The organism is Variovorax endophyticus (assembly GCF_025376855.1).
Lineage (GTDB): Bacteria > Pseudomonadota > Gammaproteobacteria > Burkholderiales > Burkholderiaceae_C > Variovorax.
The window spans coordinates 295,212-315,011 of sequence record NZ_JAHUTH010000006.1; the positions used below are offsets into that span (position 1 = coordinate 295,212).

Here is a 19,800-nt window from a genome sequence, read left to right on the forward strand (position 1 = left end):
CTCCGTCCACCCCTCCTGGGGATCACGGCGACTCTACGAAAGAAAGGTTTCAGCGAAAGCGGCATCGACCCGCCCCGGTGACGGCGAAAGATATTTCACGGACTGATGGATGCGACGACTGCTCCATGGCCGTCATTGGGCCCAATCCACGAGGGGAAAGCCAATGAATTCGGTTCGCCCAGCGTATAAACCCACCTTATATGACTGCCGCCGCCCCGATGGACCTCCAGATCCTGCGCGCCTTCGTGCTGGCCGCGCGCGAAGGCAGCGTCTCGCGCGCCGCCGCCAGGCTGCACCTCACGCAGCCCGCCGTGAGCCTGCAACTCAAGCGCCTGGCGGAGGACACCGGCCTGCAACTGTTTACGCGCACGCCGCACGGGCTGGCGCTCACGGCCGACGGCGCGGCGCTGCTGCCGCAGGCCGAGCGCGTGCTGGCCGCGGTGGGCGACCTGCAGCAGGCGGCGCGCAACCTGCAGTCGACGGTGCGCGGCGCGCTGCGCATCGGCACCATCCTCGACCCCGAATTCACGCGCCTGGGCATGTTCCTGCGCGAGCTGGTCGAGTCGGCGCCGCAGATCGAGACCGAGCTGCGCCACGGCATGAGCGGCACGGTGCTGGCGCAGGTGCTGCGCGGCGAGCTCGACGTGGGCTTCCATCTCGATGCGGACGGCGATGCGGACGGCGGCGATGCCGCGCTGGCCGCGCGCACCCTCACGCGCTTCACCTACCGCGTGGTCGCGCCGGCCGGCTGGGGACCTCAGGTGACGGGGCGCGACTGGAAGGCGCTGGCGGCGCTGCCCTGGCTCGCGACGCCGCCCGAATCGGCGCACCACCGGCTGCTCGAGCGCGTGTTCGGACCGCTGGGCCTGGCGCCGCGCCGCGTGGCGCTGGTCGACCAGGAGGCCTCGATGCTCGACCTGCTGAAGTCGGGCGTGGGCCTGAGCCTCTTGCGCGACTCGATCGCGATCCGCGAGAGCCAGGCCCACGGGCTGGTGCTGGCCGACCGGGTGCAGCTCGACTGCGCGCTGCGCTTCGTGTCGCTGGCGGCGCGGCGCAACGAGCCGGTGATCGCGAGTGCCTGGGACGCGCTGACGCGCGCCTGGAGCTGAGCCTCCAAAAGGTTTCACGAAAAGTTAAGAAAGGCCTCAGGAAAAACGGCGTGCTTCCCTACGTAATCCAGGGTTCGGTCGCACATGGCGCCCCGGGGCCTACGGTTAGGATGCGCGCTGCATTTTGAAACCTTTGGTTCGTTTCGCTCCTCCTTCCTCCTCTTCCCACCCGCCCCCCGGACCATGCCCTCCACCACGACGCCTGCCGACAGCCCCGCTGCAGCCGACGTCGGCGCGAGCCCCCGCATCGAGTCGCGCGAACAGGACGGCCGGCGCTGGATCGTGGCGAGCGGCCGCTGGACCACGCTGGCGATGTCCTCGGCCGCCGACTGGCAGGCGCTCGCGAAGAGCCTGGACGCGCTGCCCAGGCAGGACGATGCGGCCTGGGACCTGCGCCCGATCGCGCAGCTCGACCACATCGGCGCGCAGTTGCTGTGGGAGCGCTGGCGCCACGACTGGCCGGCCACGCTCGAGCTGGCGCCGCGGCACAAGGCGGTGCTCGACCAGGTGGCGCAATACACGGTCGGCACGCCCGAGGAACCGGCCAGGACGCTGACCGAGCGGCTGCGCGACTTCTCGCACAACGGCCCGCGCGCGATGGGCGTGGTGCGCGACTTCGTCGGGCTGATCGGCCAGCTCACGATCGACGTCGGCAAGCTGCTGGCGGCGCCGCACCGCGGGCCCTGGCGCGACTTCTCGGGCCACCTCTACCAGTTCGGCGCGACGGCGCTGCACATCACGGCGCTGGTCGGGCTGCTGATCGGCGTGGTGCTGGCCTACCTGATCTCGCAGCAGCTGCGCCAGTACGGCGCCGAGACCTTCGTGGTCAACATCCTCGGCCTGTCGCTGGTGCGCGAGCTCGGCCCGGTGCTCGCGGCGGTGCTGATCGCGGGCCGCTCGGGCTCGGCGATCACGGCGCAGATCGGTGTGATGCGCGTGACCGAGGAGCTCGACGCGATGCGCGTGATGGGCATCCCGCACGGCTTCCGGCTGGTGATGCCGCGCGTGCTGGCGCTCGCCATCGCGATGCCGCTGATCAGCCTGTGGACCTCGATGGCGGCGCTGCTGGGCGGCATGCTCGCGGCCGACGCGGCGCTCGACATCTCGCCGGCCTATTTCCTCTCGGCGCTGCCGCGCGCGGTGCCGATCGCCAACCTCTGGCTGGCCACCGCCAAGTCGGCGGTGTTCGGCATCCTGATCGCGCTGATCGGCTGCTACTTCGGCATGAAGGTCAAGCCCAACACCGAGAGCCTGGGGCGCGGCACCACCTCGTCGGTCGTGACCTCGATCACCGCGGTGATCCTGGTCGACGCGCTGTTCGCCGTGCTGTTCAAGGGCATCGGGTTCCGCGGATGAACGCGCAGGCCACGCCTTCCACCGCCGCGCCCGAGACCGTGGTCGACATCCGCCGGCTGTGGACCGTGTTCAGGAACACCGACGGCGAGCAGGTGGTGCACCGCGACCTCGACCTGCGCATCGCGCGCGGCGAGGTGCTGTCGCTGGTCGGCGGCTCGGGCACCGGCAAGACGGTGCTGCTGCGCCAGATCCTCGGCCTGGAGAAGCCCTCGAAGGGCACGGTCGAGGTGCTGGGCCAGGCGCCCGGCGAACTCAGCGCGGCGGGCGCGGCCAACGTCGGCATGCTGTTCCAGCACGGCGCGCTGTTCTCGGCCTTCAGCGTGCTCGAGAACATTGCCTTTCCGCTGCGCGAGCTCAAGCTGCTGCCCGACGAGCTGATCCGCAACGCGGCGCTGGTCAAGCTGCAGATGGTGGGCCTGGAGCCGCGCCATGCGAACCGCAGCCCGGCCGACCTGTCGGGCGGCATGATCAAGCGCGTGGCGCTGGCGCGCGCGCTGATCATGGACCCGCCGCTGCTGCTGCTCGACGAACCCACGGCCGGCCTCGACCCCGAGGCCTCCGACAGCTTCTGCGACCTGCTGCGCGGGCTACACCGCGAGCTCGGCCTCACGGTGGTGATGGTCACGCACGACCTCGACACGCTGTTCGACCTCAGCACCCGCATCGCGGTGCTGGCCGACCAGAAGGTCATCGTGAGCGGTACCGCGCGCGAGGTGATCGCCTACCCGCATCCCTTCATCCACGAGTACTTTCTCGGTGGGCGCGGCCAGCGCGCCCTGGAGGCGCTGCACGACAAACCCGCCCCCGAATCACATGCGCCGCGGCTCGGGGCCGGCGGCGCCGAAAGGTAGTCCATGGAAAACAAGGCCCATGCCCTCGCCGCCGGAGCCTTCGTGCTCGGCCTGCTCGCCGTGCTCGTGGGACTGGTGGTCTGGTTCACGCGCGACAGCACCGTGCGCAACATCTACGAGCTCTCCACGCGCGACCCGGTCAGCGGCCTGCAGCCGCAGGCGATGGTGCGCTACCGCGGCATCGCGGTCGGCAAGGTCACGCTGATCGACTTCGACCCCAAGGTGAAGGGCAACGTGCGCGTGCGCATCACGGTGGACGAACGCGTGCCGCTGACCACCTCGAGCTTCGCCACGCTGAGCTACCAGGGCGTGACCGGCCTGGCCTTCATCGCGCTGGACGACAAGGGCGAATCGAACGTGGCGCTCAAGCCCGACAACGGCGACCCGCCGCGCATCCCGCTCAAGCCCTCGATGCTGGCCCAGCTGCAGGACCGCGGCGAGGCGATCATCAACCAGGTCGAGGAGGTGACCAAGCGCGCCAACCGCCTGCTCAACGACGACAACCAGAAGCGCGTGGCCGATGCGCTCGAGAACATCGCGGCCGCGACCTCGAGCGCCAACCAGCTGATGCAGCGCCTCGACGGCACCGTGAAGACCGGCGTCGCCCCCGTGCTGCAGCGGCTGCCCGATACGCTCGATTCGGTGAAGAAGGCCGCGGGCGACGTCTCGCGCGTGGCGAACAACTTCAACGGCACCGTGACCCGGCTCAACGCACCCGACGGACCGGTGCAGCGCCTGGGCGACGGCACCAAGGCGCTGGCGCAGGCGGTCGATTCCTTCAACGCGGCCACGCTGCCGCGCGTGAACCGCGTGGCCGACGACACCTCGCACGCGGTGCGCCGGCTCGGCCGCGCGGCCGACAGCATCAACGACAACCCGCAATCGCTGCTGTTCGGCAACGGCGGCGCGGCGGCCGGACCGGGCGAGCCGGGCTTCTCGCCGCCGCCCGCCTCGGGCAACGGCGCCCGGCCCTGAGGCCCCGGCATCCACGATGGCAGGACAACGACCATGAAGAACGCCACGCATCCCCTTCTCGGCCTTGGCCTCGCGCTGCTGCTGGCCGGCTGCGGCGCGCTGCCCGACAAGCCCCAGCGCGCCACGCTCTACGACTTCGGTCCCGGGCCGATGGCGGCGCAGCTGGCGAGCAGCGCACCGACGGCGCAGACCATGATCGCGCTGCCCGAGATCGAGGCCAGTCCACGGCTCGACGGCACGCAGATCCTCTACCGCCTCGGCTATGCCGACGCCAACGAACTCAAGCCCTACGGCCAGTCGCGCTGGAGCCTGTCGCCCGCGCAGCTGCTGCGCCAGCGGCTGCGCGACACGCTGGCCGAGCGCCGCACCGTGCTCGGCCCCGAGGAGAGCGCGACCATCGCGCGCGCCGAGGGCCGCGTGCCCGACACGCTGCGTCTCTCGCTCGACGAGTTCAGCCACTACTTCGATTCGCCCACCGCCAGCGTGGGCCTGGTGCGGCTGCGCGTCACGCTCGTGCGCGGCGGCACCGGCGGCGACCGCGTGCTGGGCCAGAAGCTGATCACCGTGCGCCGGCCCGCGCCGAGCGCCGACGCACCGGGCGGCGTGAAGGCGCTGGCCGCGGCCAGCGACGCGGCGATCGCCGAGATCGTGCAGTGGGTGGACCAGCAGCAACAGCAGCAGCCGCGGTAGTAAGCTGCCGCCAGCCGCGGCACACCGCATCGGCCCACGGACGGAGGACACCACCATGAACGCCACCCGCATCGTCGGCATCATCCTGATCGTCGCCGGCATCGCCGGGCTCGGTCTCGGCGGCTTCAGCTTCACGCGCGAGACGCACCAGGCCAAGCTCGGGCCGATCGAGCTGTCGGTCAAGGAGAAGCAGACCGTGAACTTCCCGGCCTGGGCCGGCGTCGCGGCGATCGTGGTGGGCGGCGTGCTGGTGCTGTTCGGCGGCCGCAAGGGCTGAACGGCCTCGCGGCCTCAGCCCCCGCGCGGCGCGGCCAGCTTCTCCTTCACCGCCTGCACCATGCGGTCGCCCAGCACCAGCTGCCCCTGCATCGAGATGTGGGTGTCGTTGGGCATGTAGAAGTCGCGCATCGCGGTCTTCTGCTGCTGCGCGAAGGCGTACAGGTCGGGGCCGAGGCCGGCCTCGCCGAAGGCCTTCACGAAGTCCCGCGAATGCGCGGGCTTGAGATAGGTGGTGGTCTTGTCGGGCACGATCATCCAGAGGATCGGCACCGTGCCGCGCGCCTTGCCGAAGGCCTGCAGTTGCGCCGCGTGCGCGGCCGTGAGTTCGCGGCTGTCCTCGTCCTGGGCCAGGAACAGCGCCATCTCGCAGCGCCGGTTGCTGAACAGCGCGCAGCCGTCGGGCACCGCGTGCGCGCGCGTCTGCTGGTCGCAGCCGCTGCGCTGCTTGCCCTCGATGGCCGCGCGCGTGCAGCGCTGCGTGAGGAAACCCGCGTAGAGCTGGCCGTCCCAGTTGAGCGCGAAGCCCGGCACGCTGTCGAGCGGCGGCGACGGCACCTCGGGATTCGCCGCCAGCGGCTTCTTCATTTCGCGGCAGGCCTGCGAGCGCTCGAGCCGGAAATCGACCAGCCGCTCCACGCTCTCGACGATCACCAGCTTGCCGCGAAAGCCGCCGGCCGCGAGCCAGCCGTCGAAGTCGTCGCACAGCGTCTCGTCGATGCCCTGCCAGTAGGTGGTGGCGACGCCGTATCCGGCCTTCGCGAGCTGCGACTGCCAGCGGTGCGTGGCCGAGAAGCTGTCGCCGATCACCAGGATGTCGGCCTGCTCGAGCGGCACGCCGCGCAGCAGCGCGGGGTCGACGTGCGGCGGGTCGATGCGCCAGCCGAAGTCGTGGTCGGAGATGCGCCCGATGCGCGCGAGGTCGCCGTAGGGCGCGGGCGTGAAGAGGGTCTGCAGCAGCAGCCCGACGAGCACGGCATAGCCGATGCCGAAGATCCAGAGCCAGAGCCTGGCGAAGGAAGCGTTCATGGTCATGGCGCGGGCTCCCCGCGCATTTCGGCCTGGAAGCCGTAGGAGTTGGAAAAGACGAGGTCGATGCCCTCGGCGCCATCTTCGCGCAGCCGCAGCAGGTAGCGGGTGCGCAGCGGTTCGCCGAGGATGCGCGCCTCCACGTCGAAGCTGCGCGCATCGCTCCAGCGGCCCCGCGTGGCGACCACCGGCATCGGGCCGCCCGCGGGGCTGGTGCGGAACAGGCCGTCGAGGCCGATCGGCGCGGTGAAGCGCTCGTCGGCGCCGCCGGGGCGGCGCGCGGCGGTCACGACCTCGTAGCGCGGGTTCGCGGGATCGAGCTCGAGCCGCAGGCTGCGCAGCCCGATCGGATTGGCACCGAAGCGCCAGGTGCGGCCCGCGAGGCGCTGCGCCGCCTCGGGCACCGGGCCGGCCTCGGAGGGCTTCTCGGCCGTGGCCTTCGCCACCGCGGCCTCGAGCGCGGCCTGGGCCGCGGCATCGTCGGCGACGGCGCCGCCGGCCTTGACCGACCGCAGGATGCGCTCGATCAGCAGAGGCACCGGTGCCGCGCGCGTGCTCGTGAACACCGCCACCGCGTCGGCCTCGGGCAGCACCACGATGCCCTGGCCGTTGTGGCCCATGGCCATGTAGACGCGGCGCGCGGGCAGGGTCCACCAGCCGTTGGCATAGAAGAAGCCCGGCGTGCCGAGGTCCTTCATCTCGACCGTGGCCGCGAGGTTCTTCGCGACCCAGGCGGCCGGCACGAGCTGGCGGTCTTCCCAGCGGCCGCCGCGCAGGTAGAGCTGGCCGATCTTCGCCATGTCGCGCGGCTGCAGCGCGAGGCCGAAGCCGCCCACGGGCAGGCCCTGCGGGTCCTGGCGCCAGCGCAGGTCGGCGATGCCCAGCGGCTTGAACAGGCGCTCGGCGGCGTAGGCCCGCAGGTCGCCGCCGGTGCGCCGCGCGAGCAGCGCCGACAGCAGTTGCGAGTTGCCGCTGTTGTAGTTGAAGCCGGCGCCGGGCGCCTGCGCCATCGGGCGGCCGCGCACGTAGGCGGCCCAGTCGCTCGCGCGCTCCATCTCGATCAGCGAGACCGGCTTGCCGCGGTCGTTGAGCGGCTCGGTCCAGTCGATGCCCGAGGTCATGTCGAGCAGGTGCGCGACCGTGACCGCGGCGCGCCGGGGATCGGTGGCGCCGTCGAACACCGGGTCGTCGAGGCGCAGCCGGCCGTCCTCGATGGCGATGCCCGCGAGCGTGCCCACCACGGCCTTGGTGACCGAGTTGACCGCGTGGCGCAGGCCGGGGCGGAACGGCGCGTAGTAGGCCTCCACCACGATGCGGCCGTGGCGCACCACCAGCAGGCTGTCGAGCTGGTGGGTGGCGCCGAGTTCGACCAGCCGCGCGAGCTCGGCCGGGTCCATGCCCTGCGAGGCGGGCGTGGCGACGGTCCAGCCGGCGGTGGGCCAGGGGCCCTCGTCGGCCGCGGCGGCAGCGCCCGCGAAGGCGAGGGAGACGGACAGCGAGAGGGCCTGGAGGCCCGCGGCCACGGCATTCGACGCGTTCATCGGCGGCTCGCCCCCAGCCGTTGCGACACCGCGTCGGCGCAGCCCTTGAGCGCGGTGCCGATGGCGCCGTCCCAGGTCGTGTCGAAGATGCCGGCCGGGCCGATGGCGGTGATCGCGAGCACGATCGCGCCCGTGTGGTCGAACACCGGCGCGGCCATGGCGCTCACGCCCTCGATCACCTCGCCGTCGGAACGGCTGATGCCGTGCGCGCGCACCTCCTGCAACTGGCGCTCGAAATCGGCCCACGAGGGCAGCGGCTGCACCGGCGGCATGCCGGCCGGCGGCGCGGGCTCGGCCTTGCGCTGCTTCTGGCGCAGGCGCTCGGCCTCGAGCAGTTCGCGCACGCGCTCGGCGTCGAGGTAGGCCGCGAACACCCGGCCCGAGGCCGTGTTGGTGAGCGAGAACACCGTGCCGTGGCGCATGTTGACGTGCACCGGCGAGGGCGATTCGGCCGTGCGCACGATGGTCGCGCCGCGCGCGCCCCAGACCGCCAGCGCGATGGTGTGGCCGGTCTGCTGCGCGAGCTGGGCGATGGCCGGGGTGGCGATGTGCACCGGGTCGGCCTGCTGCAGGCTGATCAGGCCCAGTTGCAGCGCCAGCGGGCCGAGCAGATAGTGGCCGCTCGCGCGGTCCTGCTCGATCAGCCCCAGCCGGCCGAAGCTCACCATGTAGGGATGGGCCTTGGCGGGCGTCATGTCGGCCTCGCGCGCCAGGTCCTTGAGCGCCATCGGCCGGCCGTGGTGCACCAGCGCGCGCAGCAGCTGGCCGCCGACCTCGATGCTCTGGATGCCGCGCTGGGCGCGGTCGGCGTCAGGTTGTGCTTCGTTCATGGAGTGGGGATTAGACATGAAGCGATTCGCGGCTTACACTCGCGGAAATTCGTTAACCGCAAATTCGTTCGATTTAGACGAATTCACGATCCACCCACTCACTCCACCGGAGACACACGATGAGCCAAGCCAAGAAATTCGCCAGCCAGGCCGACATGGAAGAGAAGAAGGTCACCTTCAGCCAGATCTCGGAGCACGCCTGGGCCTACACCGCCGAGGGCGACCCGAACACCGGCATCGTGATCGGCGACGACTGCGTGCTGGTGGCCGACACCCAGGCCACGCCCGCGATGGCGGCTGACGTGGTGCGCCGCATCCGCGAGGTGACCGACAAGCCGATCAAGTACGTGGTGCTCACGCACTACCACGCGGTGCGCGTGCTGGGCGCGGCCGGCTACGGTGCCGAGCACATCCTGGCCAGCCAGGACACGCGCGACCTGATCGTCGAGCGCGGCGAGCAGGACAAGGCCAGCGAGATCGGCCGCTTCCCGCGCCTGTTCCAGAACGTCGAGACCGTGCCGCCGGGCCTGACCTGGCCCACCATGACCTTCACCGGCAAGATGACCCTGTGGCTCGGCAAGCTCGAGGTGCAGCTGCTGCAGCTCGGCCGCGGCCACACCAAGGGCGACACCGTGGTCTGGCTGCCGCAGGAACGCGCGCTGCTCTCGGGCGACCTGGTCGAGTTCGGCGCCACGCCGTACGCGGGCGACGCCTATTTCAAGGACTGGCCGCAGACGCTGGACAACGTCGCCGCCCTCAAGCCCGCCGCGCTGGTGCCGGGCCGCGGCGCCGCGCTGACCACGCCCGAGGCCGTGGCCGAGGGCCTGACGGGCACGCGCGACTTCATCGCCGACGTCTACGCCAGCGTGCAGGAAGGCGTGAAGGCCGGGCGCGACCTGAACGCGGTCTACAAGGACACCTACGAGAAGCTCAAGCCCAAGTACAGCCAGTGGGTGATCTTCGACCACTGCATGCCCTTCGACGTGAGCCGCGCCTACGACGAGGCCTCGGGCCATGTCGACCCGCGCGTGTGGACCGCCGAGCGCGACGTGGAGATGTGGAAGGCGCTCGAAGGCTGAGACGGGCGCTCCCTCCCCGCCGAGGGAGCGGCAGGACAGAAGAGACGGAGACAACGGACGTGAACGCACTCGCCACCGAAGCAGCGCAGGTCGACTACCAGAGCCTGCGCTTCGACTACCGCCGCCACCCCGACCAGGACGCGGCCCCGCCCGCGCGCCACCCGGTGGTGGTGGTCGGCGCCGGCCCCGTGGGCCTGGCGCTGGCCATCGACCTCGCGCTGCGCCAGGTGCCGGTGGTGCTGCTCGACAACGACAACACCCTGTCGACCGGATCGCGCGCGATCTGCTTCGCCAAGCGCACGCTCGAGGTCTTCGACCGGCTGGGCTGCGGCGACCGCATGGTCGACAAGGGCGTGTCGTGGAACATCGGCAAGGTCTACTTCCACGACGAGCAGGTCTACCGCTTCGACCTGCTGCCCGAGCCCGGCCACGAGCGCCCGGCCTTCATCAACCTGCAGCAGTACTACGTCGAGGGCTACCTGGCCGAGCGCGCGGCGCAGCTGCCGCTGATCGACATCCGCTGGAACAACAAGGTCACCGGCATCGCGCAGGACGCCGAGGGCGCGACGCTGACCGTGGAGACGCCCGAGGGCGAGTACCGGCTGGCCGCCGACTACGTGAGCGCCTGCGACGGCTCGCGCTCGAACCTGCGCCAGCTGCTGGGCCAGGAATCGAAGGGCCGCGTGTTCCGCGACCGCTTCCTGATCGCCGACATCACGATGGACGCGCAGTTGCCGACCGAGCGCCGCTTCTGGTTCGACCCGCCCTTCCATCCGGGCCAGAGCGTGCTGCTGCACAAGCAGGCCGACGGCATGTGGCGCATCGACTTCCAGCTCGGCTGGGAGGCCGACCCGGTGGAGGAGCGCAAGCCCGAGCGCATCGTGCCGCGCGTGCGCGCGCTGCTCGACAGCATCGGCCACGCGGGCGTGCAGTTCGAGATCGGTTGGGCCAGCGTCTACACCTTCGCCTGCCAGCGCATGGACAGCTTCCGCCACGGCCGCGTGCTGTTCGCGGGCGACTCGGCGCACGGCGTGTCGCCGTTCGGCGCGCGCGGCGCCAACTCGGGCGTGCAGGACGCCGACAACCTGGCCTGGAAGCTGGCCGCCGTGGTGCGCGGCGAGGCGCCCGATGCGCTGCTCGACAGCTACGCCGGCGAGCGCGAGTACGCGGCCGACGAGAACATCCGCAACTCCACGCGCGCCACCGACTTCATCACGCCCAAGAGCGAGGTCAGCCGGCTGTTCCGCGACGCCGTGCTGGCGCTGACGCGGCGGCACGCCTTCGCGCGCACGCTGGTCAACAGCGGCCGGCTGTCGGTGCCCTCGGTGCTGCGCGGCTCGCCGCTCAACACGCCCGACGTGGAAGGCGACGGCTTCGCGGGCGCGATGGTGCCGGGCGCGGCCGCGGCCGACGCGCCGGTGGCGCTCGCCGATGGCGGCAGCGGCTGGCTGCTGCGCGAGCTCGGCCGCACGCACGGCTTCACGGCGCTGGTGTTCGGCGATGCCGACGACGCGGCCGTGACGCAGAGCCTGCGCGCCATCGAGGCCGCGGCGCTGCCGCTGCGCACGGTGCGCGTGCCCGCGGACGCGGCGAGCGAACTGGCCGTGCGGCGCTACGATGCGCGGCCCGGCACCGTCTACCTGCTGCGCCCCGACCAGCATGTGAGCGCGCGCTGGCGCACGCCATCGTCCGCGCAGATCCGCGCGGCCTTCGACCGCGCGCTCGGCAAGGCCTGAGACCACACGCAGCGAGACATTGCCATGACCGCATCCACCCCCACGCTGATCACCGACGCGCACCTCGAGGCGCCCGACGATTTCTACGAAGCGCTGATCGAGGCGCACCAGGGCCTGAGCACCGAGGAGAGCCACGCGTACAACGCGCGCCTCGTGCTGCTGCTGGCCAACCACATCGGCTCGCTGCCCGTGCTGCGCGAAGCGCTCGCGGCCGCGAAATGAACACCACCCAGTGAGGACACCATGACCGCCGCAACTCCCGCCACCGAGCGCCGCTACCAGAGCGGCTTCGGCAACGAATACGCGTCCGAGGCCGTGCCCGGCGCGCTGCCGCAGGGCCGCAACAACCCGCAGCGCGGGCCCTTCGACCTCTACACCGAGCTGCTCTCGGGCACCGCCTTCACCGCGCCGCGCCACGAGAACCGCCGCACCTGGCTCTACCGCCGCCAGCCCTCGGTGGTGTCGGGCCGCTACCAGCCCTATGCGCAGGCGCACTGGACCACCGGCGCCGACCGCGAGATCGCGCTGCCGCCCGAGCCGCTGCGCTGGCATCCGCAGCCGCTGGACGGCGCGGGGGAACATGACTTCGTCGACGGCATGCACACCATCGCGGCCAACGGCGATGCCGAATCGCAGGTCGGCATCGGCTCGCTGATGTACCTGGCGGGCCGCTCGATGGACAAGCGCGCCTTCGTCAACGCCGACGGCGAGATGCTGGTGGTGCCGCAGCAGGGCCGGCTGGTCATTACCACCGAGCTCGGCGTGCTCGAGGTGAAGCCCGGCGAGATCGCGCTGCTGCCGCGCGGCATGGCCTTCAAGGTGGCGCTGCCCGACGGCCTCTCGCGCGGCTACGTCTGCGAGAACTACGGCGCGCACTTCCGCCTGCCCGAGCTCGGCCCGATCGGCTCGAACGGCCTGGCCAACGCGCGCGACTTCCAGGCGCCGGTGGCCGCCTTCGAAGCGGAAGAAGGCGGCTACGAGATCGTCAAGAAGTTCGGCGGCCGCTTCTGGCACGCGCCGATGAAGCAGACGCCCTTCAACGTGGTCGCCTGGCACGGCAACCTCGCGCCCGTGAAGTACGACACCGCGCACTTCATGGTGATCGGCTCGATCAGCTTCGACCATCCCGATCCCTCGATCTTCACCGTGCTGACCTCGCCGAGCGACACGCCCGGCACCGCCAACTGCGACTTCGTGATCTTCCCGCCGCGCTGGATGGTGATGGAGAACACCTTCCGTCCGCCGTGGTTCCACCGCAACCTGATGAGCGAGTTCATGGGCCTGGTGCTCGGCGAGTACGACGCCAAGCCCGGCGGCTTCAAGCCCGGCGGCGCGAGCCTGCACAACAGCATGGTGCCGCACGGCCCCGACGAGGAAGCCTTCGACAAGGCCACCCACGCCGACCTCAAGCCGCACAAGCTCGACAACACGCTGGCCTTCATGTTCGAGAGCCGCTACCGTTTCATCCCGACGAACTTCGCGCTGCAGAGCAAGGCGCTCGACACCGACTACGCCGACTGCTGGGCCGGCCTCAAGGACCAGTTCAAGCCATGAACCCCGTCTTCGCACTGACGCGCCGCGCCGCGGTCCTCGCGCTGCTCGCCGCGCCCCTGTTCTCGCAGGCCGCGGACTTCCCCGCCAAGCCGATCCGCTTCATCGTGCCCTACACCCCGGGCGGCACCACCGACCTGGTGGCGCGCACCGTGGGCCAGAAGGTGTCGGAGAAGCTGGGCCAGCCGGTGCTGATCGACAACCGCGGCGGCGCGGGCGGCAACATCGGCATGGATGCCGTGGCCAAGGCCGCGCCCGACGGCTACACCATCGGCTTCGGCGCGATCTCGACCAATGCGCTGAACCCGCACATCTACAAGTCGATGGCCTTCGACCCGCGCAAGGACTTCACGGCCATCAGCCTGCTGGGCACCTCGACCATCGTGCTCGAAGTGCCGGCGGCCTCGCCGATCAAGTCGGTGGCCGACCTGATCGCGGCCGCGAAGAAGACTCCGGGCATGCCCTACGCCACCGCGGGCACGGGCACCTCGATGAACCTGGCCGGCGTGATGTTCGCGCAGATGACCGGTACCGAGCTGACGCACGTGGCCTACAAGGGCAGCGGCCCGGCCATCACCGACATGCTGGGCAACAACATCGGCCTGATGTTCGACAACCTTCCGGCCTCGCTGCCGCACATCCAGGCCGGCAAGCTGCGCGCGCTGGCCGTGGCCGGTCCCACGCGCTCGCCCTCGCTGCCCGAGGTGCCGACCATCGCCGAGGCCGGCCTCAAGGGCTATGCGCTCGAGCCCTGGTTCGGCGTCTACGGCCCGGCCAACCTGCCGGCGCCGATCGTGAAGGCGCTCAACGAGGCCTTCGTGGAGGCGCTCGCGCAGCCCGACGTGAAAGCCAAGCTGGCGCAGGCCGGCTTCTCGCCGCGCGGCTCGAGCGCGCAGGAACTGGCCACGCTCACGCAGACCGAGTACCAGCGGCTCGGCGAGGTGGCGAAGAAGGCCGGCATGACGGCCGAGTGAACCGAACACCGCAACGAAAGACACATCCATGACCACCGCACTGAACGCCACCCACGACCCCAAGCTGCGCAGCTGGGTCGCCTCGGCCAATGAAGCCGGCAGCGACTTCCCGATCCAGAACCTGCCCTTCGGCCGCTTCCGCGCCGCCGGCAGCACCGAGGCCTTCCGCATCGGCGTCGCCATCGGCGACCAGGTGCTCGACCTGCGCGCCGCGGGCCTGGTCGACAGCGACGACATGAACGCGCTGATGGCCGCCGGCACCCAGGAGCGCCAGGCGCTGCGCGCCGCGCTCTCGGCCGGCCTCGCCGAAGGCAGCGACAAGCAGGCCGCCTGGTCGAAGGCGCTCGTCGCGCAGGCCCGAGCCGAGATGACCGTGCCCTGCCGCATCGGCGACTACACCGACTTCTACACCGGCATCCACCACGCGACCACCATCGGCAAGCTGTTCCGTCCCGACCAGCCGCTGATGCCCAACTACAAGTGGGTGCCGATCGGCTACCACGGCCGCGCCTCGTCGATCGGCGTGAGCGGCCAGGTCTTCAAGCGCCCGCAGGGCCAGACCAAGGCACCCGATGCCGCCGAGCCCAGCTTCGGTCCGTCGAAGCGCCTGGACTACGAACTCGAGCTCGGCTTCCTGGTCGGCCGCGGCAATGCGCTCGGCGAGCCGATCGCCATCGGCGAGGCCGAGGAGCACCTGTTCGGAGTGACCCTGCTCAACGACTGGTCGGCGCGCGACCTGCAGGCCTGGGAGTACCAGCCGCTCGGCCCCTTCCTCGCGAAGAACTTCGCGAGCACGCTGTCGCCGTGGATCGTGACCATGGAGGCGCTCGCGCCCTTCCGCGCGAAGTTCGAGCGGCCCGAGGGCGATCCGCAGCCGCTGCCCTACCTCGATGCGCCGTCGAACCGCGCAGCCGGCGCGCTCGACATCACGCTCGAGGTGCTGCTGCAGACCGCGAAGATGCGCGAGGCCGGCGAGGCGCCGGTGCGCCTCACGCTCGGCAACACCACCGAGGCCGCCTACTGGACCGCGGCACAGCTCGTGACCCACCACACGGTGAACGGCTGCAACCTGCAGCCCGGCGACCTGCTGGGCTCGGGCACGCTCTCGGGCCCGAAGCCCGACCAGGCCGGCTCGCTGATGGAGCTCACGCTCGGCGGCAAGCAGGCGGTGACCTTGCCCAACGGCGAGAAGCGCACCTTCCTCGAGAACGGCGACACGCTGGTGATGCGCGGCTGGTGCGAGCGCGCGGGCGCGGTGCGCATCGGGCTCGGCGAGGTCAGCGGCACGGTGGTCTGACGCCACACCGGCGTTCGCCATCCGCAAGGCGATGAAGGCGGTGGAGGCGGCAACGCCTTCACCGCCTTTTTCACGTCAGGGCCTCAGGGCTTCGGCGCCACCACGAGCGCGAGGCCGTCGGGATTGCGCGGGTCGGACACCGGCACCGGCGCATTGCCCACGACCTGGATCGCCTGGATGTTCTGGCCGCCGGCCAGTCCGTCCTGCATCGTCCAGCCGCGTGCGCGCAGGTTGTCGGCCGTGGCCGCGGGGAAGCGCTCGGCCTCGTAGTAGATGACGTTGTCGGGCAGGAGCTGGTGGTGGAAGCGCGGTTGCGCCTGCGCCTGGTCGAGCGGCAGCTTGTAGTCGAGCACGTTGACCAGCACCTGGTAGACCGCCGTGAAGATGCGCGAGCCGCCGGGCGTGCCGAGCACCAGCGCGAGCTTGCCGTCCTTCACCGCGATGGTCGGGCTCATCGACGACAGCGGGCGCTTGTTGGGCTGGATCGAGTTGACATCGCCGCCGACCACGCCGAACTGGTTCGGCACGCCGGGCTTGGCGGAGAAGTCGTCCATCTCGTTGTTGAGCAGGAAGCCCGCGCCCTCGACCACGATGCCGCTGCCGAAGCCGCCGTTGAGCGTGTAGGTGATGGCCAGTGCATTGCCCCACTTGTCGACCACCGAGAAGTGCGTGGTCTGCGGCTTCTCGCCGGTGCTGACCGGCGGCACGGGGTCGGTGCCGAGGCCCGGCTTCACCTTGGCCAGCGGCGTCGGCGTGGCGGGGTTGACCTCGGCCGCGCGGCCCTTGAGGTAGTCGTCGGCCAGCAGCTTCAGCATCGGCACCTGGTAGAAGTCCGAGTCGCCGAGGTACTGCGCGCGGTCCGCGAACACGCGCTTCTCCATCTCCGCCGTGAGGTGCACGTACTGCGCCGAGTTGAGCGGCGCCTTGGCGAACTGCGGCTCGAGGTCCTTCTTCATCTTGAGCAGTTGCCCGATGCCGAAGCCGCCCGAACTCGGCGGCGGCGCGGTGTAGACCGTGTGGCCGTTCCAGTCGATGGCCACGGGATCGCGCCACACCGCCTGGTAGTTCTTCAGGTCGTTCTTGCTGATGAGGCCGCCGGTGCGTCCCATCTCGGCCACCAGCAGGTCGGCCGTCTTGCCGGTGTAGAACTCGCTGCCGCCGTTGTCGCTGATGCGCTGCAGCGTGTCGGCCAGCTCGGACTGCTTGAACAGCTGGCCCTTGATCATCTTGCCGCCGAAGTACTTGTTGAAGTTCGAGCGGCTGTTGACGGTGGTCAGCTCGGCCGTCGAGTACGCGACGAAGCCGTTGCGCGCATAGGCGATGGCCGGTGCCAGCACCTGCGCCCAGCTGAGCTTGCCGAAGCGCTGGTGCGCGGTCCACATGCCCGCGACCGAGCCCGGCACGCCCGCGGCCAGCGAGCCGTCGAGGCTCAGGCCCGGGATCACGTCGCCGTTCTTGTCGAGGTACATGGTGGGCGTGGCCGCGCCCGGTGCCTTCTCGCGGAAGTCGAGGAAGTAGGGCTTGCCGTTCATCCAGGTCGTCATGAAGCCGCCGCCGCCGAGGTTGCCCGCCTCGGGCAGGGTCACGGCGAGCGCGAAGGCCGTGGCGACGCCGGCATCGACGGCATTGCCGCCCGCGTCGAGGATCTGCTTGGCGGCGGCCGCGCCGAACTGGTCGGGCGATGCCACCGCGCCCGCGTTGAGCGTGGTGCTCTCGGCCGGAGGCGCCGGTGGCGCGGCGGGAACGACGGGGGCGAAGGCGGTGCCCGATCCGCCACCGCCGCAAGCGGAAATACCGATGGTGGCGAACAGGATCAGGGAATGAAATGCGCGGCGCGACGTGGCGTGCGTGAAGGGCACTGTGAGTCTCCTCAAGTTGTGAATCTCTGGCATGCTCGCCAGGCTTTTTTGGGGGGTGCGCACTCCCGGGGGCGGACTGTAGTGCCCGGTCCTGCCAGCGTCTAACGAAAGATTTTCGATTTACCTATTCCGGATCCTCATGGAGACAAGAAAGCTGGCGCACCTGATCGAATTGGCGATGACCGGCTCCTTCAGCCGCGCGGCCGCCAACCTGCATCTCACGCAATCGGCGCTGAGCAAGAGCATCCAGTCGCTCGAGGCCGAGATCGGCGTGCCGCTGATCGAGCGGCTCGGGCGGCGCTGCACCACCACCGCGGCGGGCTCGCTGGTGGTCGAGCGCGCGCGCCGGCTGCTGGTCGACGTCGACAACCTCTCGATCGGCGTGAGGGACGAGGCCGTGCTCGAGGGCACGCTGCGCGTGGGCTTCGGCGCCGGACCCGGCGCCTGCATGAGCGCGGACTTCATCGCCCACGTGCTCGAGGCGCATCCGCGCGTGAAGCTGCTGGTGCGCCGCGGCACGGCGCGCTTCCTCATGGGTGCCCTGCGCGACCGCTCGATCGACGCCGTCCTGATCGACGCGCGCTCGCTGGTGCTGTCCGACGAGCTCGTGGTCGAGCGCATGGGCGGCCTCGCGGGCGGTGCCATCTGCCGCGTCGGCCATCCGCTGGCCGCGCGCGCGGCGGTCACGATGCAGGACCTGCTGCAGTACCCGATCCTCAGCACCGACGTGTCGGACGAGGTGGCGACGCTGACGAAGGAGCACTACGGCCTGAGCGACGACGTGCGCCACTCGACCACCGTGGAGTCGGAGGAACTCGAGCCCCTGATCGCCGCGACGGCGCGCTCCGACGCGATCTTCTTCGGCGCGCTCGCGGCCGCCGGCGAGCAGATCGCCGCGGGCCGATTGCGGCGCATCACGGTCGAGTCGCAGCTCGAGCTGTCGATCCCGGTCGCGCTCGTGCGGCTGGCCAGCAAGGGCGAACAGAAGCTGGTGCAGGTGGTGCGCGAGTTCGCGGCCCATTGGTTCGCGGCGCGGGAGACCCCATGAAGCCTTCTTCGTCGCGCATGGCGAGGCGCGTGCTGGCGAGCGCGCTGGCCGGTCTCGCCTTCGGCGCGCTCGCGCAGGAACAGACCATCCGCATCGGCCTGGTCGCGCCCATGAGCGGCGCGCTGGCCGTCTCGGGCAAGGCCAACCAGAAGGGCGGGCAACTGGCCGTGGACGAACTCAACCGGCAGCAGTTGCGCATCGGCGGACGACGCGCGCGCTTCGAGCTGATGGCCGAGGACGATGCGGGCGATCCGAAGCAGGGCACCGCGGCCGCGCAGAAGCTGGTGGACGCCAGGGTCCACGGCGTGGTCGGCCACCAGACCTCGGGCTCGGCCATTCCCGCCTCGCGGCTCTACAGCGAGGCCGGCATTCCGCAGGTCTCGCCTTCGGTCACGGCACCCAGGTACACCGACCAGGGCTTCAAGACCACCTTCCGCATCGTCGCGGGCGACGCCAGCATCGGCGACGCGATCGCCACCCATGCGGTGCAGCGGCTGCGCATGAAGCGCTTCGCGATCGTCGACGACCGCAGCTCCTACGGCCACGGCATCGCCGAGGAGTTCGCCAAGGCCGCAGTGCGCGCGGGCGGCACCATCGTCGGCCGCGAGCACGCGAGCGACAGGAGCAGCGACTTCTCGGCCATCCTCACCGCGATCAAGGCACAGCAACCCGATGCGATCTTCGTCGGCGGCATGTACGCGATGGCCGGCCCGATGCTGCGCCAGATGAAGCAGCTCGGGCTCGGTGCCGGCATGCTCGGCGGCGACGGCATCTGCGACAACGAGCTGCTGCGCCTGGGCGGCGGCGCGGCGCGCGACGACCAGGTGTTCTGCGCGGCCTCGGGCGAGATCGAGGACGACCGCGAAGGCCGGCTGCGCGACTTCCGGAAGGCCTACCGCCAGCGCTTCGACATGGACCCGGAGCTGGTCTCGCTGTATTCCTACGACGCGGTGAAACTGCTCGCGGATGCGATGCGCCGCGCCGATTCCGCGAACCCCGAGACCTACCTGCCCTTCCTGGCACGCACGCGCGACTACGCCGGGCTCACGGGCAGGATCTCCTTCGATGCGAAGGGCGACCTGCTGCATCCGCAACTGGCGCTCTACACCTTCAGGCACGGCGTGCGCGCGCACCTGGCGACGGTCCAGATGCCGTAGCGCGCGCGGCCGCTGCGAGCTTTCGTACTCCTCGCGCGACCGGATCGCCCGCCGCGCGCCGCGTGTCATATCCCGGCCATGAAAGCTTCATAAGGTCATCGCAGCACCTGGGGCCACACCGTCTTGCGCTCCAGCGATCGACGGCCATCAGGTCACGGGGAGACCAGAAGGAATGAACCGCAGCTTCATCGCCCACAGTCCGCTGGGCGAGCGCGTGAAGTTTCGCTCGATGACGGGACAGGAGCGGATCTCCACGCTGTTCGAATCGCGCGTGCGCCTGGTCGCCGACACGCCCGGCATCGCCGCCCGGAGCGTGCTCGGCAAGGACATGACGATCGAGATCGACCTCGCGACCGAGCTCGGCGGCGCGGGCCGGCGCTTCATCAGCGGCCAGGTCACGCGCTTCGCGCGCGTGGGCAAGGACGACGGCGACATGCATGTC

The 19,800-nt window shown here is 70.7% G+C and carries 19 protein-coding genes; 15 read left to right on the forward strand and 4 right to left on the reverse strand.

The window, feature by feature from the left end; translation table 11 throughout:
* Positions 1–218: 218 nt before the first annotated feature.
* The 6 genes from KV106_RS10690 (at position 219) to KV106_RS10715 (ending at position 5,258) form a co-directional block, all read left to right on the forward strand.
* Entirely contained in the window at positions 219–1,109 is an 891-nt protein-coding gene (locus KV106_RS10690; RefSeq protein ID WP_261210097.1) for a LysR family transcriptional regulator, read from the forward strand.
* Between the two features lie 183 nt (positions 1,110–1,292).
* Positions 1,293–2,465 (forward strand): MlaE family ABC transporter permease, encoded by a 1,173-nt coding sequence (locus KV106_RS10695; RefSeq protein ID WP_057598159.1) that lies wholly within the window; start codon positions 1,293–1,295, stop codon positions 2,463–2,465.
* Positions 2,462–3,316 carry an ABC transporter ATP-binding protein gene (locus KV106_RS10700; protein ID WP_261210100.1) on the forward strand — a complete coding sequence of 285 codons (855 nt, stop codon included), beginning with the start codon at positions 2,462–2,464 and terminating at the stop codon, positions 3,314–3,316. Before KV106_RS10695 ends, KV106_RS10700 begins: the two co-directional genes overlap by 4 nt.
* A gap of 3 nt (positions 3,317–3,319) precedes the next feature.
* A complete protein-coding gene (locus KV106_RS10705; RefSeq protein ID WP_261210102.1) occupies positions 3,320–4,291 on the forward strand; it encodes an MlaD family protein in 972 nt (323 codons plus the stop codon).
* A gap of 33 nt (positions 4,292–4,324) precedes the next feature.
* Entirely contained in the window at positions 4,325–4,981 is a 657-nt protein-coding gene (locus KV106_RS10710; protein ID WP_261210104.1) for an ABC-type transport auxiliary lipoprotein family protein, read from the forward strand.
* A 55-nt stretch (positions 4,982–5,036) separates the two neighbouring features.
* Positions 5,037–5,258, forward strand: a complete 222-nt coding sequence (locus KV106_RS10715) for a hypothetical protein (protein WP_057593185.1) — start codon at positions 5,037–5,039, stop codon at positions 5,256–5,258.
* A gap of 14 nt (positions 5,259–5,272) precedes the next feature.
* Here KV106_RS10715 and KV106_RS10720 read toward each other — a convergent pair whose 3' ends face one another.
* From KV106_RS10720 to KV106_RS10730, 3 genes are read right to left on the reverse strand one after another with little or no spacing between them, the layout of a single operon-like run.
* A complete protein-coding gene (locus tag KV106_RS10720) occupies positions 5,273–6,286 on the reverse strand; it encodes a hypothetical protein (protein ID WP_261210107.1) in 1,014 nt (337 codons plus the stop codon).
* Between the two features lie 2 nt (positions 6,287–6,288).
* Positions 6,289–7,827, reverse strand: a complete 1,539-nt coding sequence (locus KV106_RS10725) for a serine hydrolase domain-containing protein (protein ID WP_057593183.1) — start codon at positions 7,825–7,827, stop codon at positions 6,289–6,291.
* Positions 7,824–8,657: an IclR family transcriptional regulator gene (locus tag KV106_RS10730; RefSeq protein ID WP_057593182.1), complete on the reverse strand. Its 834-nt coding sequence runs from the start codon at positions 8,655–8,657 to the stop codon at positions 7,824–7,826. The genes KV106_RS10725 and KV106_RS10730 overlap by 4 nt, the downstream gene beginning before the upstream one ends.
* Positions 8,658–8,776: 119 nt before the next feature.
* Between KV106_RS10730 and KV106_RS10735 the strand changes: the two genes are divergently transcribed.
* The 6 genes from KV106_RS10735 to fahA are packed head-to-tail and all read left to right on the forward strand — an operon-like array spanning position 8,777 to position 15,294.
* The gene (locus KV106_RS10735) at positions 8,777–9,736 is read left to right on the forward strand and encodes an MBL fold metallo-hydrolase (RefSeq protein ID WP_057593181.1); all 960 of its coding nucleotides are present in this window, start codon (positions 8,777–8,779) and stop codon (positions 9,734–9,736) included.
* Positions 9,737–9,795: 59 nt separating this feature from the next.
* Positions 9,796–11,472, forward strand: coding sequence for an FAD-dependent oxidoreductase (locus KV106_RS10740; RefSeq protein WP_261210109.1), 1,677 nt, complete (start codon positions 9,796–9,798; stop codon positions 11,470–11,472).
* A 24-nt stretch (positions 11,473–11,496) separates the two neighbouring features.
* On the forward strand, positions 11,497–11,694 hold the full coding sequence (locus tag KV106_RS10745; RefSeq protein ID WP_057593179.1) for a DUF2783 domain-containing protein: 198 nt from the start codon (positions 11,497–11,499) through the stop codon (positions 11,692–11,694).
* A gap of 21 nt (positions 11,695–11,715) precedes the next feature.
* Positions 11,716–13,026, forward strand: a complete 1,311-nt coding sequence (hmgA, locus tag KV106_RS10750; protein ID WP_261210110.1) for a homogentisate 1,2-dioxygenase — start codon at positions 11,716–11,718, stop codon at positions 13,024–13,026.
* Entirely contained in the window at positions 13,023–13,997 is a 975-nt protein-coding gene (locus tag KV106_RS10755; RefSeq protein ID WP_057593177.1) for a Bug family tripartite tricarboxylate transporter substrate binding protein, read from the forward strand. Before hmgA ends, KV106_RS10755 begins: the two co-directional genes overlap by 4 nt.
* 28 nt (positions 13,998–14,025) lie before the next feature.
* Positions 14,026–15,294 carry a fumarylacetoacetase gene (gene fahA / locus KV106_RS10760; protein ID WP_261210112.1) on the forward strand — a complete coding sequence of 423 codons (1,269 nt, stop codon included), beginning with the start codon at positions 14,026–14,028 and terminating at the stop codon, positions 15,292–15,294.
* 83 nt (positions 15,295–15,377) lie between these two features.
* Here fahA and ggt read toward each other — a convergent pair whose 3' ends face one another.
* Entirely contained in the window at positions 15,378–17,186 is a 1,809-nt protein-coding gene (ggt, locus tag KV106_RS10765; RefSeq protein ID WP_409976505.1) for a gamma-glutamyltransferase, read from the reverse strand.
* Between the two features lie 106 nt (positions 17,187–17,292).
* On the opposite strand from ggt, the gene KV106_RS10770 reads away from it, so the two are divergent.
* The 3 genes from KV106_RS10770 to KV106_RS10780 all read left to right on the forward strand — a co-directional run.
* Positions 17,293–18,201 carry a LysR family transcriptional regulator gene (locus tag KV106_RS10770; protein ID WP_261210117.1) on the forward strand — a complete coding sequence of 303 codons (909 nt, stop codon included), beginning with the start codon at positions 17,293–17,295 and terminating at the stop codon, positions 18,199–18,201.
* Positions 18,198–19,358: a branched-chain amino acid ABC transporter substrate-binding protein gene (locus KV106_RS10775; protein WP_261210119.1), complete on the forward strand. Its 1,161-nt coding sequence runs from the start codon at positions 18,198–18,200 to the stop codon at positions 19,356–19,358. The genes KV106_RS10770 and KV106_RS10775 overlap by 4 nt, the downstream gene beginning before the upstream one ends.
* 172 nt (positions 19,359–19,530) lie before the next feature.
* The coding region (locus KV106_RS10780; protein ID WP_261210121.1) for a phage late control D family protein at positions 19,531–19,800 on the forward strand (270 nt) is incomplete at its 3' end.